We start from the raw sequence: 14434 nt of genomic DNA on the forward strand, positions 1-14434 counted from the left end.
CCAGGGCGATTATTTTTTAGGCTGTCAGTTTCTGGCGGCGAACAGTTTTCCGTCGCGAACAAGTTCACGCGGATAACTGTTTTTCAAACGCGAACCCACTTTTCTTGCCAGACCTAGAGGTTGACCTTGATAGGTTACCACGACTTCATTAAGTGACGGTGTCACTTCAGGATAAATATCGCGCCCGTGATACCATTCATCGGCTTCGAATTCAGTTAATGCAAATGCGAGGGGGGAATCGCCCGGCACTAATGCGATGACCGCTTCGTGTTGCCAGCGATATCCTTTGTTGTATTGCTCCGCAAGGCGCAAACCAATGCGCGAAAAACGCACCTGGCCTATCAGCGAAATAATCTCTTTGGGGAACAGCCAGACTTCTTTATCGCGTTGCCAAAGCTGCCGATCGTCTTGCCACGTGATGCCTGATTGTTTCGCAGCGGCCCTGATTTCTGCGGCTTGCTTGCCATGCACCGGGGAAAAAGGGAATTTCCCCACTTTATAACCCGGCGCGGGAAGGGGCTCTACCGAGGCGGTTTTACGCAGACGCGCAACGAAAAAGCCTTCGCAATCGTAAATCTGTGGGAAAACATGCAGGTAACCTTCCGCAGTAAGCGCTTTGCTGGCTTCCGGGAAGAGATCGTTAAGCGGCAAAATTTCAACCGCATCAGGCCATTCATCAAGTAACCACTGGCAAATCTGTTGATTTTCATCGCGATTCAACGTGCAGGTGGAGTAGATCAGTGTGCCGCCGGGGCGCAGCGCGTGGAAAGCGCTGGCAATCAGTTCACGTTGCGTATCTGCGATGCTGGCGGTGCTTTCTGGCGACCAGTTGCGCAGCGCATCGGGGTCTTTGCGAACCACGCCTTCGCCTGAACAAGGGGCATCCAGTAAAATAGCATCAAAACACTCAGGCAGTGCGGCGCCGAATACGCGGCCATCGAAATGCGTTAACGCCACGTTGCTAATCCCGCAGCGGCTGATATTGGCGTGAAGGACTTTGACCCGGCTGGCTGAATACTCATTGGCAAGGATCGCGCCGTGATTACCCATACGGGCGGCAATTTGAGTGGTTTTCGAACCGGGAGCGGCCGCGACGTCCATAATGCGCTCAGGCTCATTTCCGTCGGCAAACAGCGCGGCGACGGGCAGCATCGAACTGGCTTCCTGAATGTAAAACAAACCGCTTAAATGTTCCGCCGTGCTGCCGAGCGGTAGGCTTTCTTCATCGTCTCGCTCAATCCAGAACCCTTCAGCGCACCATGGCACCGGCGTCAAATGCCAGTCATAAGGGGCGACTAAGGCAAGAAAGTCGCTGACTGAAATCTTGAGTGTATTCACGCGCAGACTACGGCGCAGTGGACGCTGGCAGTACTCAATAAAACTTTCGAGCGTTTGATCTGCCGGCAGTGCATCGCGAATGACATCAAGAAAGGCTTGTGGGAGAAAGGCGGTTTGAGAGTGAGCCACGAAGAAAATCCAGAAAAAAATGAAGGGCGCAGTGTAACACAAACGCCCCGGTTGGACACCGGGGCGCCAGCATTATTGCGGCAGGGCGGTACCCCATTGACGCCATTCTTTCGGCTCACTTTCCTCAAGCAGGAAGTGTTTACCGATTTCAGCTTTCGGCGCCAGCGGTGTTCCAGGCGGCGTGGCAAATGCGATGCCGCCGCGAATGAACTGGTTGAAGGTCCCGGTTTTCACCACGCCGCCGGTTAAGCCGAAATCGAGGCTATAACCTGACGCAAGCCAGAACACCGAGTTGTCACGCACCAGATGCTGGAAGCGCTTGCTGATACGCAGCCCGACCATTACGCGGTCAGAAAGATTGCCGAGCGTTAATCCTGTTACCGTCCCCACTTCGATACCGCGGAACAGCACCGGTGTGCCGATACTCAGCGCACCTGCTTCCGGAACTTCGAGCACGATACTCAGGCCATCCGAGTAACGAGAATCGGTAATCGACGCTTCCTGCAATTCGAAATCACGGCGTGGAGCGCCCCGGCCCGGTTCAACGTTAATGTAGGGCTGGAGAATGGTGTCGAGGTGATCGACGCCCGCGGCGGAAATTTGCGGTGTCACCACGGAGAAACGCGTGCCGCCGCGTGCAAAGGTTTGCACAAATTCAGGATAGAGAACCGCTTTGGCTTCAACTTCATTACGCGAAGCGGTGAGATTGAGCGATTCAAGCTGGCCAATGTTAATACCCAGATAGCGAATAGGCATGCCTGCCGACAGTTTCCCGGCATCAAAAGTATGCAGTGTTATTTGACTGCCAACGGCACGTGCGGCGGTTTCAGAAGCGTAAAGCACTCGCTTGTCGCTCTTTTTAAGACCAACGCTTGCACCACTTAAATTATCGAAGCTAATCGCACCTTTTAACGCACGTGAAAGCGGGGAGGCCTGAACCGTCAAACCGCTGCCGTTGAGCTGCACGCGAGCGCCACCCTCAGCCCAGAACACGCTGTTAGGCGTAAGCAGGCTGCGATATTCCGGTTTAATGTTCACATCGATATCGAAACTATTGGCGCGTGGGCGCACGCTGATAATCTCGCCGACCTGAAATTTACGGTAAAGCACAACGGAGCCGGTCTGGATATCAGGCAGGCTGGAAGCGGTGAGTGTAAGAGTCGTTGTCGGCAAGTCGCTCAGGCTATTTTCAACCGCTTTTTCCAGGTTGGCATACAGCGGATAGCTTTCTTTCATCTCGCCTTTGTTACCTGGAATCACTCTCACGCCGCCGTTAATCCACTCGCCAGCGCTGGCCCCAAGGAGCTCGACGCCATCAATCCCAAGCTTCACATCAATGCGGCTATTGACGACAAATTTACTGTCGCCCTGAATCAGATGACGATATTTCGGATCGATTGCCGCTGAGAAGCTGACGCCTTTTGCCGAGAGCGTGCGCTCCAGAATCTGGCCCACCTGAACGCCGTGCAAAATAATCGGCTGACCGGCGTCGATACCGTAACTTTCAGGTGCCGTCAGGTTTAGCGTCAAAACATTAGGCTGTTGTAGTGGAGTTTTATCGCTCGGGAATACCGTGAAGTGATTTTGCGGCTCGCCTTCACCCGGCACCAATTCAAAGGTGCTTCCGGTTAACAGACTGCTGATATTCGGGTTGCTTAGGGAAAGCCGCGGACTACGCATCTCAATACGCGTGCCGCTGCGCATCAAATCAACCACGCCTGGGTCGACGGTCATTTGGCCGGTTACCTTGCCGCCAGGATTGAGATTGAGCTTGGTCAGCGTTCCCACTTCCAGGCCCTGGTACATCAGCGCCGTAGAACCCGCTTTCAAACCGTCACCGCCTGGTAAGGCCAGGTCAATGATTACACCGCGCTGGCTATGGGCCAGATCTTCATACAGGCCAAATTCATCGTCAGGTTTGGCTGCGGCAGAATTTTCAGGAGAGTCAAAGGCAATCGCCCCGTTGACTAGCGCTGCGAGGCTTTCTAACTGCACTTGTGCCCCGGAAAGGCCAACGTCGGCTTTCACACCGGAGACATTCCAGAAGCGGCTGCCTTTTTTCACCAGATGCGTAAAGCGGCGATCGATCAGCACATCAATGGTTACGCCCTGTTTATTGTTGCTGATGGTGTAGTCATAGACGCGCCCAACCGGAATTTTACGGTAATAGACCAGCGAGCCGCTGTTAAGAGATCCTAAATCGGGTGCGTGCAGGTGAATCATCAACTCGCCGTTATTGAGGCGATATTTCGGTTGGGTATCGAGCGCGGTAAAGTGCTCTTGCGGTTCGCCTTTGCCCGGCATCATGCCGATATAGTTCCCGCCGACTAACGCATCAAGGCCCGAAACGCCTGCCAGCGAAGCCTTGGGGGTGACCAGCCAGAACTGCGTATCTTCGCGTAGCGCATCTTTCATATCGCTTTTGATGCTTATTTTAACTTCTATTTTGCGCAGATCTTTACTCAGGCTAATGCTTTGCACGGTCCCGACTTCCACGCCCTGGTAGCGGACAGGCGTGCGCCCGGCCACAATGCCGTCGGCTGAAATAAAGTCAATGGTCGCCGTGGTGCCGCGCTCTTCCCAGGTTGTCCAGATGAGCCAACTGGCAATCATTAAGGCGATAATTGGCAGTAACCAGAACGGTGAAATACGGCGTTTTGTTTTAATTCGCGCCTCAGTCGGTGAAGCGGGCATTTCCTGACTCATGTGCGTCCCAAAGTAGTCGGCTATCCAGCCATTCGACTGCAAGAATAGTTAAAATAACCGCCGCGCCAAAATAAAACGCAGCCGGTCCCATAGTAAATGCCAGTAACTGATCGCGATTAACCAGCGACATAGTAAGCGAAATAACAAACAGATCGAGAATCGACCAACGGCCAATCCAGGTGATAAAGCGTAGCAGTAAAATACGTGTTCTCAGACCTTTCTCACATTTGAAATGAATACTTAGCAGTAAGGAAATCAGCACGATAACTTTAATGAAAGGCACCAGAATACTGGCGATGAAAACCACTGCTGCCACGGCGATATTACTGCTGGCGAGAGAAATAATACCGGAAAGAATCGTGTCTTCCTGACGCGAACCGTTGACGTAAATAATTGAAATGGGTAGCAGGTTCGCAGGCAATAAAAACATCAGTGAAGCAAGTAACGCCGCCCAGGATTTTTGCAGGCTGTGGCGACGACGCGTTCTTAAAGGCACATGGCAGCGAGGACAGCGCCCGCGACAGTCCGGCACACCGGTAAAATGGCAGCCGAGGCACACGCGCAACTGCGGGCTCCAGGCGCGGGGAGGGCGTTGCGGGTAGAAACGGGCCCATAGCTGCTCAACGTTTAAGTGAATGAGCGTTAACAGGCTTAATACGACCAGCGCTATAAAAGCGACAAGACCGACGCCGGGCTGGATAAAGGCAAATTCGCGGACCTTAATGCAGGCCACGCCAATGGCGACCAGATAAATATCCAGCATCACCCACTCTTTGAGCTTCTCAAGCATCAGTAAGACCGGGCGTAAATTCATCCCAAGAATATTACCAAAGTAGAGATAGACAATGGCGGCGACCAATGTGGCGGGCGCACCCACGGCACAAAACATCACCATCGCAGCGGTGAGAGGATCGCCCTGGCTGGTCATCTGCCAGATGCCCTGGAACACGTTGGCATCTATTCGCGTACCTAATAGATAGATGCGCACCAGCGGTTCTGAAAAGGCGACAGGCATCAGTAACAGCATGGCCATAGCCATGGCAGCCAGGCGAGTGAGCGACCAGTCGCGTCCATGGTAAACTTTTGCATCGCAGCGCGGGCAGTAAGCACTCTGCGAGGATTTAACCAACGGTAACGAGAAAAGGGTATCGCATTCTGGGCAACGCTGATAACGTGCCTGCGGTACAGCATGGTTAATAGCGTGTATTTTCATGTTTCATCGTATGCAGGGAATACCGTTGGCGCATGGTTTATCTCAATGGGTTATGAAATATTTGTTAAGCGTATAGTAATTCATAGAATGATACACCTTGTGGCATAACGCATTTAATGCTTATTTTACTATGCTATGCAGCTGAGTAAGACAACATACTATGGTTAATCAATGAACAAAGAACAATTTTACGCGGACCTGAACCGCGATTTCAGTGCGTTAATGGCAGGTGAAACAAGTTTTTTGGCAACGCTTGCGAATACCAGCGCGTTGCTGTTTGAACGTCTCGACGGTGTTAATTGGGCAGGATTCTATTTATTAGAAGGCGACACTCTGGTTCTGGGGCCTTTCCAGGGCAAAATCGCCTGCGTTCGCATTCCTGTCGGAAGAGGTGTGTGTGGTACAGCAGTATCCACGAATAGCATTCAGCGTGTCGAAGATGTGCATGCATTCGACGGTCACATCGCCTGTGACGCTTCCAGTAATTCCGAAATCGTCCTTCCGCTGACAGTTAACGGTGAGGTGATTGGGGTTCTGGACATTGATAGCACTGAGTTTGGCCGCTTTACGCCTGAAGACCAACTCGGCTTATCTCAACTGGTAACTCAGCTTTCGCTGGTGCTTGCCAACACGGATTTTAAAAAATTCTTCATTCGTTAGCATGATAAACAACGGATAACGTGGCATTTGCTGAGAGCGTCATTATAATGTCGCCTGTTCATGCCTGCGGATTGTTGGCAACTCCGTTGTAATCAGGAAATTTCATGGAAAATCAACCTAAGTTGAATAGTAGCAAAGAAGTCATCGCCTTTTTGGCAGAGCGTTTCCCACAGTGCTTCAGCGCTGAAGGTGAAGCCCGCCCCCTGAAGATTGGTATCTTCCAGGATTTGGTCGCACGCGTTGAAGGGGAGATGAGCCTCAGTAAAACTCAACTTCGTTCCGCGTTACGTCTTTATACTTCAAGCTGGCGTTACCTGTACGGTATCAAAGTCGGTGCAACCCGTGTGGATCTCGACGGTAACCCTTGCGGTGAACTCGATGAGCAACACGTTGAGCATGCTCGTAAGCAGCTTGAAGAAGCAAAAGCTCGTGTTCAGGCACAGCGTGCAGAACAGCAAGCGAAAAAACGCGAAGCCGCATTGGCTAACGGCGAAACCGTTACCGATAAGCCTCGTCGCGATCGTAAGCCACGTCCTGCTCCACGTCGTCCAGAGACGACAGAACGTAAACCTCGTGCAGAAAAACCAGCGCCTCAAGTGAAGCCTGAAGAAAAACGCACTCCGGTTACGGACATCTCTGCTCTGCAGGTGGGTCAGGCAATCAAAGTCAAAGCGGGTAACAACGCAATGGATGCCACCGTACTGGAAATTACCAAAGATGGCGTCCGTGTACAGCTGACTTCTGGTATGGCAATGATCGTACGCGCAGAACACTTGCAGTTCTGAAACGGAGGCCAGACCCGGGCATGAACAAACTCTTTAAGCGTACGGCTGTCGCTAGTCTGTTGTTTCTTGCAGGTAGCGCACTGGCCGTCGAAAATATCACGAGTGCCTCTCAAATCCCGCAGTTAAAGGAAGAGACGCAGCATGCTACGGTGAGTGAGCGTGTGACTTCACGCTTTACTCGCTCGCATTATCGTCAGTTTGACCTGGATGAAAATTTTTCAGCTAAAATTTTCGATCGTTATCTAAATCTTCTCGACTATAGCCATAACGTGCTGCTTGCCAGCGACGTTGAGCAGTTTGTGTCGCGGAAAAAACAGATTGGCGATGAATTGCGCACCGGGAAGCTAGATGTTTTTTACGATCTCTACAATCTGGCCCAACAGCGTCGTTTTGAGCGTTATCAATACGCGTTGAAAGTGCTGGAAAAGCCAATGAATTTCACCGGCAACGATACCTTCAATGTGGATCGCAGCAAGTCACCTTGGCCTGCTAACGTCTCCGAGCTGAATACGCTCTGGGATAGCAAAGTTAAGTTTGACGAACTGAGCCTGAAACTGACCGGCAAAACCGATCAGGAAATTCGTGAAACGCTGACCAAGCGTTATCAGTTCGCGATTCGTCGCCTGGCGCAATCCAATAGCGAAGATGTTTTCTCCCTCGCGATGACCGCTTTTGCCCACGAAATCGATCCTCACACTAACTATTTATCGCCGCGTAACACGGAACAATTTAATACCGAAATGAGTTTATCTCTGGAAGGTATTGGTGCCGTGCTGCAAATGGACGATGATTATACGGTGATTAATTCGATGGTTGCGGGCGGCCCTGCTGCGAAAAGCAAAGCGATTACCGTAGGTGACCGTATTGTTGGCGTAGGTCAAACCGGCAAAGCAATGGTCGATGTGATTGGCTGGCGTCTAGACGATGTCGTTGCGCTGATCAAAGGGCCAAAAGGCAGCAAAGTTCGCCTGGAAGTCTTACCTGCGGGCAAAGGGACCAAAACGCGTATCGTCACGTTAACACGTGAACGTATCCGTCTTGAAGACCGCGCCGTTAAACTGACGATTAAAAACGTCGGTAAAGATAAAGTTGGCGTGCTGGATATTCCTGGTTTCTACGTGGGCCTGACGGATGACGTCAAAGTCCAGTTGCAGAAAATGGAAAAACAGAACGTGAAGAGCGTAATCATTGATTTGCGTTCTAACGGCGGCGGTGCGTTAACCGAAGCTGTCTCGCTTTCTGGCCTGTTTATTCCAGGCGGCCCAGTCGTTCAGGTGCGTGATAACAACGGCAAAGTGCGTGAAGACAGCGATACCGATGGCGTGGTCTATTACAAAGGTCCGCTGGTGGTTATGGTTGACCGTTTCAGTGCTTCTGCATCTGAAATTTTCGCCGCTGCGATGCAAGACTATGGCCGTGCGCTGATTGTTGGCGAACCTACCTTCGGTAAAGGCACTGTCCAGCAGTATCGCTCCTTGAACCGAATCTACGATCAAATGTTACGTCCGGAATGGCCTGCATTAGGTTCTGTTCAATACACCATCCAGAAGTTCTACCGTATTAACGGCGGCAGTACTCAGCGTAAAGGTGTAACGCCAGATATCATGATGCCGACCGGGACTGAAGAGACGGAAACAGGCGAGAAGTTTGAAGATAACGCGCTGCCGTGGGATAGCATCAACGCTGCCACGTACGTGAAATCAGGTGATATGGCGCCGTTTGAGCCACAACTGCTTAAACTGCATCAGGACAGAATTGCAGCCGATCCTGAATTCCAGTACATCATGAAGGACATTGCTCGCTTCAATGCCCTGAAAGATAAACGCAATATCGTGTCCCTGAATCTTGTCCAGCGAGAGAAAGAAAACCAGGAAGACGATGCAACGCGTCTGGAGCGAATTAACGATCGCTACAAACGAGAAGGCAAAGCTCCGTTGAAGAAACTGGAAGACTTGCCGAAGGATTATCAGGAACCGGATCCTTATCTCGACGAGACGGTTCATATCGCGCTGGATCTTGCCAAAATGGCGCAAGATAAGCCGGCGGAGCAACCGACTCCTGCTAAGTAACTCCCCAACAGGCACAAATTTTTGTGCCTGTTTTTTTTACCTCTATCAAGCCGCGTAAACCAACCTCTTCATAAATGTAAAGTTATGTATTATTAACCACTTGGCGACGATGAATGCTTGAAAATAGCAGGCTTGCCCCTACGATGTGGGGTAACGCAGAATGCGTATTTTTAACCGAGGTAAAAAGAAAATTATGATGCGTATCGGGCTTTTCCTGTTGACCAACCTTGCGGTCATGGTTGTTTTCGGGCTAGTGCTAAGCCTGACGGGGATCCAGTCGAGCAGCGTACAGGGTCTGATGGTTATGGCCGTGTTGTTTGGCTTTGGTGGTTCAATCATCTCGTTACTGATGTCTAAATGGATGGCATTGCGCTCAGTAGGCGGGGAAGTGATTGAGCAACCGCGTAACGAAACAGAGCGCTGGCTGATGGAAACCGTTCGCCAACAGTCACAGCAGGCGGGTATTGCTATGCCACAGGTAGCAATTTACCACGCGCCAGACATCAACGCGTTTGCCACTGGCGCACGCCGTAATGCGTCGCTTGTCGCGGTCAGCACGGGTCTGTTGCAGAACATGAGCCGTGACGAAGCTGAGGCGGTTATTGCACACGAAATCAGCCATATCGCGAATGGTGACATGGTGACAATGACGCTGATTCAGGGCGTGGTGAACACCTTCGTTATCTTTATCTCCCGTATCATCGCGCAGGTTGCCTCCGGCTTCTTGTCCGGCAACCGGGATGAAGGGGAAAGCAATAACGGCAACCCGTTTGTCTACTTTGCGATTGCGACCGTGCTGGAACTGGTGTTTGGTATTCTGGCGAGCATCATCACGATGTGGTTCTCACGTCACCGTGAATTCCACGCGGATGCCGGCTCTGCAAAACTGGTTGGTCGTGAAAAGATGATTGCCGCACTGCAACGCCTGAAAACCAGCTATGAACCGCAAGAAGCCAGCAGCATGATGGCGTTTTGCATCAACGGTAAAGCGAAGTCTATGAGCGAGCTGTTCATGACTCACCCGCCGTTGGACAAGCGTATTGAAGCATTGCGTAACGGCGAATATCTGAAGTAGTTGTATGCGATGTAAAAAAGCGTGCCATCGCTGGCACGCTTTTTTTATGCCTGCGAGGAAGTGCTTTGAGACATACGTAAGCTGCTGACAATCGCCGCAACGGTCGCAAAACTGCCTGCCAGTAATAGCGAGGCATGCGTTCCGTGAGTGGTGAATAGATTAAACATCAGGGCGACCAAAGCGGCCCCGCAACTCTGTCCTAATAACCTTGCCGTGCCTAACATTCCGCTGGCTCCGCCGCTGCGATGGCGAGGTGCAGACGAAATAATGGTGTGATTATTTGGCGACTGGAAAAGCCCAAATCCTGCGCCGCAGAGCACCATCCGCCAGATGATATCTATGTCACTTGGGTTATGCGGTAACAGCGCCATAGCAAACAGACCGCACGCCATTACAGCAAGCCCAACCCCACCAAGCAGCCCCGCGTGTACGCGCTCTATTAAATATCCTGCAATCGGCGCCATGATCATTGTCGCAATCGGCCATGGGGTGAGCAGCAGACCCGTTTCGACTTCACTTCTGCCAAGCGTCGATTGCAGGAAGAAGGGGAGTGAAACCATGGCTAACATCTGCGCGGCAAATGAGCATACCGATGTGCCCATGGATAACGAGAAAACAGGAATTCGCAGTAAATCTACCGGCAACAGAGGGAAAGGCAGCTTCAACTGGCGACGGATAAAGAAAAAACCGATCACCCCTAAAGCGACCACTTCAGCCATGATAAGCCAGCCTGATTGGCCCTGAGCAAAGCCGCTAATCGCTGAGATTAATAAGCCGAAGGTTAACGCGTTCATCACCGCGCTTGGGATGTCAAAGCGCTGCCCCTGAGATTTTTGTTGGTTAGGCGTTAGAAAACGAAGCGCCAGTAAGAGGGCGATGATGCCAATTGGGACGTTAATCAAAAACAGCCATTTCCATGAAGCAACGGAAAGAATCGCGGCGGCAATGGTTGGCCCTGCTGCAGAGGACACGGCGACAATAAACGAGTTTATTCCCATCCCACGGCCAAGGTATTTTTGCGGATAAATAAGCCGAATTAGCGCGGTATTTACGCTCATTAATGCCGCGCCGCCAAAGCCCTGAAGTACGCGGGCAAATGTCAGCATGGTTAATGAATCAGAGAGCGCGCAGAAAAGTGATGTCATACAAAATAGTACGAGCCCACATTGGTAGACTCGGCGATAGCCAAAAATATCACCCAAAAATGACATAGAGAGTAACGAAACAATGATGGCAATTTGGTAGCTATTAACGATCCAGATAGATTCTGCCGGGCTGGCGTTGAGATCTCGGGCAATGGTGGGAAGCGCTACGTTTGCAATGACACCGTCTAGCACCGCCATCGTAATACCTAACGCAATGGCTAAAATAGCACCATAGCGCTGGGATAATGGCAGCCCATCAACAAGAGTTTTATCCATAGGGAAAGTTTGACTTCATGGGATATATTCGAAGAGGAATAATAATAGCACTAAATTTAGGGGATATGTCGCAGATTTGTAACGAATTAGAATAGATTCATTGCGATGACATGGTAGTCAATTTATACTAAAAACCAGTTCTGATTTTTATAAAACAAATGCGATCGAGGTGATTTAATGGCTATCGCAGATCTGGATAAACAACCTGATTCTGTCTCTTCTGTCCTGAAAGTTTTTGGCATCTTGCAGGCGCTTGGCGAAGAACGCGAAATTGGTATTACTGAATTATCGCAACGCGTTATGATGTCAAAAAGCACCGTCTATCGCTTTTTACAGACAATGAAATCCTTGGGTTATGTCGCTCAGGAAGGTGAATCTGAAAAGTACTCCCTGACGCTAAAGCTGTTTGAGCTTGGCGCGCGCGCGTTGCAAAACGTTGATTTGATTCGCAGTGCTGACATCCAAATGCGCGAGCTGTCGCGCCTGACCAAAGAAACCATCCACCTGGGTGCGCTGGATGAAGACAGCATTGTCTATATCCACAAAATTGATTCAATGTACAACCTGCGTATGTATTCACGCATTGGTCGCCGTAACCCGCTTTACAGTACCGCCATTGGTAAAGTGCTTCTGGCATGGCGCGATCGCGAGGAAGTGCGCGAAATTCTTGCCGATGTGGAATATAAGTGCAGCACCGAACGTACCATTACCTGTACTGACGAACTGTTAGATGTGCTGGATACCGTGCGTAAGCAAGGTTATGGCGAAGACAACGAGGAACAGGAAGAAGGTTTGCGCTGCATCGGCGTACCGGTATTTGACCGCTTCGGTGTTGTCATTGCAGGTTTAAGTATCTCATTCCCAACGCTACGTTTTTCTGAAGATCGCCTTCATGAATATGTGGCTATGCTTCACGACGCCGCACGTACTATTTCTGAGCAAATGGGTTATCACGAATATCCATTCTGATGAAAGAACAAACGCCGCGTAATAGCGGCGTTTGTTTATGTTCAGTTTATACGATCCGTTAATCTTGTTCTCTATCAACCGTTATCGATGACATTGTCACTTTTACGCAATACAGGGCAATCGCTCAAACCAATAATTCCTGTTTTAGTATGAATATACTGCGCGGTGGCGACATTTCGTGCAGTCAGATATTTACATTGTAGCCCCATACCCGCCGCATTTTCGTGACTCCCAATCAGAACACCGTAGCCGGAGAGGAGTAAACCGATCCAAAAAAGCGCTATTACAAGAATAGAGCGGATCATAATACGCATGCATACCTCTTATTATTAAGTCATTACCCCTCTAAGCGTAGCTGATTACAAAGTGGTATCAATATGATGATTCTTAAATAATATATGCGCTAGAGTGACGCCCGGTTTAGGGAGCCTATGCCAGACTTAGCATTAAAAGTTAACGATGTGGAGAATGTAGTGAAAAAGTACAGATGGTTCATCCTGCTCGCGGTTTTTGTGGTTTGCCTGCTGCTCTGGACGCAGATGGTCAACGTGATGTGCGACCAGGATGTACAATTTTTCAGCGGCATCTGCACAATTAATAAATTTATCCCCTGGTAGAGCCTTTTTATCAACATGGTGCTTACCATAAGGTGTGGCAGGTGTAGAATAGCGCCTTTTACTGAGGTGGTAAGATGAACGAATTAAGTGTTGGCGCGTTGAATATCGTGTCTCTGACAGTTTCTCTGGTGGTATTGGTTATCGGCCTCGCTGTCTGGTTCTTTGTTAACCGTGCGAGCAGTCGTACTAACGAGCAGATAGAGTTGCTTGAAGAATTACTTGATCAACAGAAGCGTCAAAATGCACTGCTACGCCGTTTGTGTGAAGCGAACGAGCCAGAAGTCGTAAAAGAAGAGCCTGAAGAGATTAAGAAAGATGACGCCGAAGACGACGATTTTATTCGTCTGGTCGCTGAGCGTTAATCTTCGCACAAACGTTTGTGTTGCTGTGGAGTGACCATGCGCTGGAAAAATCCCTGGTTTGATCCTTTAAAATATCATCACCAACTCGACGGTTTTCGTAATCTTGAACCCCATTTGCGAAAACCGGGCGATGTTGAGCGTTGGCAAAAGGAGCGAAAAGCACAGGGATTACCTCATCCTCCAGGTGGGGGTTATGCCGCTTTCACCAGACAATGGTGGCAGAAGGCGGAACTGAAAGGTACGGACGATCGTGTTTGGTGGTTAGGCCATGCCAGCACATTGCTGCGAATAAATGGCCAATATTTGCTAACAGATCCCGTTTTTTCCCGTCGCGCATCACCCATACCCTTTGCAGGCCCTGAGCGTAAAACTCCCGCTCCGCTGCGCATCAATGATTTGCACCAGCTTGACGCTGTTCTCATTTCCCATAACCATTACGATCATCTGGACCGTTCAACGGTTGGGCAAATTTCCCGCCGTTTTCCTGATACCCACTTCTTTGTCCCGCTGGGTTTAAAGCGCTGGTTCACCCGCCTTGGGATTCGCCATGTTACCGAGTTGGACTGGTGGCAAAGTTTTAGCTGGCAGGGGATGACGTATACTGCTGTTCCCGCCCAACACTGGAGCATGCGATCGTTCTGGGATCGTAATCGCAGTTTATGGTGCGGCTGGATTATCGAAAGCCACCCTTTGCGGGTCTGGTTCAGTGGCGACACGGGGTATACCGAAGGGCTAGCGGATATCGCTTTGTATCGTGGCCCGCTGGATGTGGCGCTAATCCCGATTGGTGCGTACTCGCCTCGCTGGTTTATGAGCAGCCATCATATGGACCCGCAACAAGCGGTTACGCTCTGGCAGCAATTGTCCCGGCCTTTAACCGTTCCCATACATTGGGGCGTATTTGAGTTGGCGGATGAATCGCTGGACATGCCGCCGCAAGAGCTGCTGGCAGCGCTTAATGATAAGGGGGAGGAGGGGCAACTTTTTGCTCCATTACGTATTGGACAAAGTCTGCCCATATCTAAAATATTAGTTTAAATAACATCCAACTTTTAATGTGTTAATTAATGAGCACTGCGGACGTTATATT

13 protein-coding genes are annotated in these 14434 nt (G+C 50.4%); 8 read left to right on the plus strand and 5 right to left on the minus strand.

Annotation, left to right across the window (positions count from 1 at the left end):
• Positions 1-24 precede the first annotated feature (24 nt).
• The 3 genes from rsmF to yebS form a co-directional block, all read right to left on the minus strand.
• Entirely contained in the window at positions 25-1467 is a 1443-nt protein-coding gene (gene rsmF, locus AB1E22_RS18690; protein WP_367596725.1) for a 16S rRNA (cytosine(1407)-C(5))-methyltransferase RsmF, read from the minus strand.
• Between the two features lie 72 nt (positions 1468-1539).
• Positions 1540-4173, minus strand: a complete 2634-nt coding sequence (locus tag AB1E22_RS18695) for a PqiB family protein (RefSeq protein WP_367596726.1) — start codon at positions 4171-4173, stop codon at positions 1540-1542.
• A complete protein-coding gene (gene yebS, locus AB1E22_RS18700) occupies positions 4142-5386 on the minus strand; it encodes a membrane integrity lipid transport subunit YebS (RefSeq protein WP_367596727.1) in 1245 nt (414 codons plus the stop codon). The genes AB1E22_RS18695 and yebS overlap by 32 nt, the downstream gene beginning before the upstream one ends.
• A 171-nt stretch (positions 5387-5557) precedes the next feature.
• Between yebS and AB1E22_RS18705 the strand changes: the two genes are divergently transcribed.
• From AB1E22_RS18705 to htpX, 4 genes are all read left to right on the plus strand, one after another.
• Complete coding sequence (locus AB1E22_RS18705; RefSeq protein ID WP_367596728.1) at positions 5558-6046, plus strand: GAF domain-containing protein; 489 nt, start codon at positions 5558-5560, stop codon at positions 6044-6046.
• Positions 6047-6150: 104 nt separating this feature from the next.
• Entirely contained in the window at positions 6151-6831 is a 681-nt protein-coding gene (proQ, locus tag AB1E22_RS18710) for an RNA chaperone ProQ (protein WP_367596729.1), read from the plus strand.
• Between the two features lie 20 nt (positions 6832-6851).
• Positions 6852-8900: a carboxy terminal-processing peptidase gene (gene prc / locus AB1E22_RS18715; protein WP_367596730.1), complete on the plus strand. Its 2049-nt coding sequence runs from the start codon at positions 6852-6854 to the stop codon at positions 8898-8900.
• 193 nt (positions 8901-9093) lie between these two features.
• Positions 9094-9975, plus strand: a complete 882-nt coding sequence (gene htpX / locus AB1E22_RS18720; protein ID WP_367597408.1) for a protease HtpX — start codon at positions 9094-9096, stop codon at positions 9973-9975.
• Positions 9976-10019: 44 nt separating this feature from the next.
• Here the strand turns inward: htpX and AB1E22_RS18725 are convergent, their stop codons facing one another.
• On the minus strand, positions 10020-11396 hold the full coding sequence (locus AB1E22_RS18725; RefSeq protein ID WP_367596731.1) for an MFS transporter: 1377 nt from the start codon (positions 11394-11396) through the stop codon (positions 10020-10022).
• A gap of 177 nt (positions 11397-11573) precedes the next feature.
• On the opposite strand from AB1E22_RS18725, the gene kdgR reads away from it, so the two are divergent.
• Positions 11574-12365 (plus strand): DNA-binding transcriptional regulator KdgR, encoded by a 792-nt coding sequence (gene kdgR / locus AB1E22_RS18730; protein ID WP_367596732.1) that lies wholly within the window; start codon positions 11574-11576, stop codon positions 12363-12365.
• A 74-nt stretch (positions 12366-12439) separates the two neighbouring features.
• Here the strand turns inward: kdgR and AB1E22_RS18735 are convergent, their stop codons facing one another.
• A complete protein-coding gene (locus AB1E22_RS18735; RefSeq protein WP_367596733.1) occupies positions 12440-12679 on the minus strand; it encodes a YobH family protein in 240 nt (79 codons plus the stop codon).
• Positions 12680-12838: 159 nt separating this feature from the next.
• Here AB1E22_RS18735 and mgrB point away from each other — a divergent pair, with 159 nt between their 5' ends.
• From mgrB to AB1E22_RS18750, 3 genes are all read left to right on the plus strand, one after another.
• Positions 12839-12982, plus strand: a complete 144-nt coding sequence (mgrB, locus tag AB1E22_RS18740; protein WP_367596734.1) for a PhoP/PhoQ regulator MgrB — start codon at positions 12839-12841, stop codon at positions 12980-12982.
• Between the two features lie 74 nt (positions 12983-13056).
• Complete coding sequence (locus AB1E22_RS18745) at positions 13057-13344, plus strand: YebO family protein (RefSeq protein ID WP_367596735.1); 288 nt, start codon at positions 13057-13059, stop codon at positions 13342-13344.
• A gap of 36 nt (positions 13345-13380) precedes the next feature.
• Positions 13381-14382 (plus strand): MBL fold metallo-hydrolase, encoded by a 1002-nt coding sequence (locus AB1E22_RS18750; RefSeq protein ID WP_367596736.1) that lies wholly within the window; start codon positions 13381-13383, stop codon positions 14380-14382.
• Positions 14383-14434 lie beyond the last annotated feature (52 nt).

It is taken from the genome of Buttiauxella gaviniae, assembly GCF_040786275.1.
Classification (GTDB): domain Bacteria; phylum Pseudomonadota; class Gammaproteobacteria; order Enterobacterales; family Enterobacteriaceae; genus Buttiauxella; species Buttiauxella gaviniae_A.

Bases quoted from the DNA above. Each gene is read 5' to 3' on its own strand.
- proQ (WP_367596729.1), top strand. From the start codon at position 6,151: ATGGAAAATCAACCTAAGTTGAATAGTAGCAAAGAAGTCATCGCCTTT.
- prc (WP_367596730.1), top strand. From the start codon at position 6,852: ATGAACAAACTCTTTAAGCGTACGGCTGTCGCTAGTCTGTTGTTTCTT.
- AB1E22_RS18735 (WP_367596733.1), bottom strand. From the start codon at position 12,679: ATGCGTATTATGATCCGCTCTATTCTTGTAATAGCGCTTTTTTGGATC.
- AB1E22_RS18750 (WP_367596736.1), top strand. From the start codon at position 13,381: ATGCGCTGGAAAAATCCCTGGTTTGATCCTTTAAAATATCATCACCAA.
- kdgR (WP_367596732.1), top strand. From the start codon at position 11,574: ATGGCTATCGCAGATCTGGATAAACAACCTGATTCTGTCTCTTCTGTC.
- AB1E22_RS18695 (WP_367596726.1), bottom strand. From the start codon at position 4,173: ATGAGTCAGGAAATGCCCGCTTCACCGACTGAGGCGCGAATTAAAACA.
- AB1E22_RS18705 (WP_367596728.1), top strand. From the start codon at position 5,558: ATGAACAAAGAACAATTTTACGCGGACCTGAACCGCGATTTCAGTGCG.
- AB1E22_RS18725 (WP_367596731.1), bottom strand. From the start codon at position 11,396: ATGGATAAAACTCTTGTTGATGGGCTGCCATTATCCCAGCGCTATGGT.
- AB1E22_RS18745 (WP_367596735.1), top strand. From the start codon at position 13,057: ATGAACGAATTAAGTGTTGGCGCGTTGAATATCGTGTCTCTGACAGTT.
- yebS (WP_367596727.1), bottom strand. From the start codon at position 5,386: ATGAAAATACACGCTATTAACCATGCTGTACCGCAGGCACGTTATCAG.
- htpX (WP_367597408.1), top strand. From the start codon at position 9,094: ATGATGCGTATCGGGCTTTTCCTGTTGACCAACCTTGCGGTCATGGTT.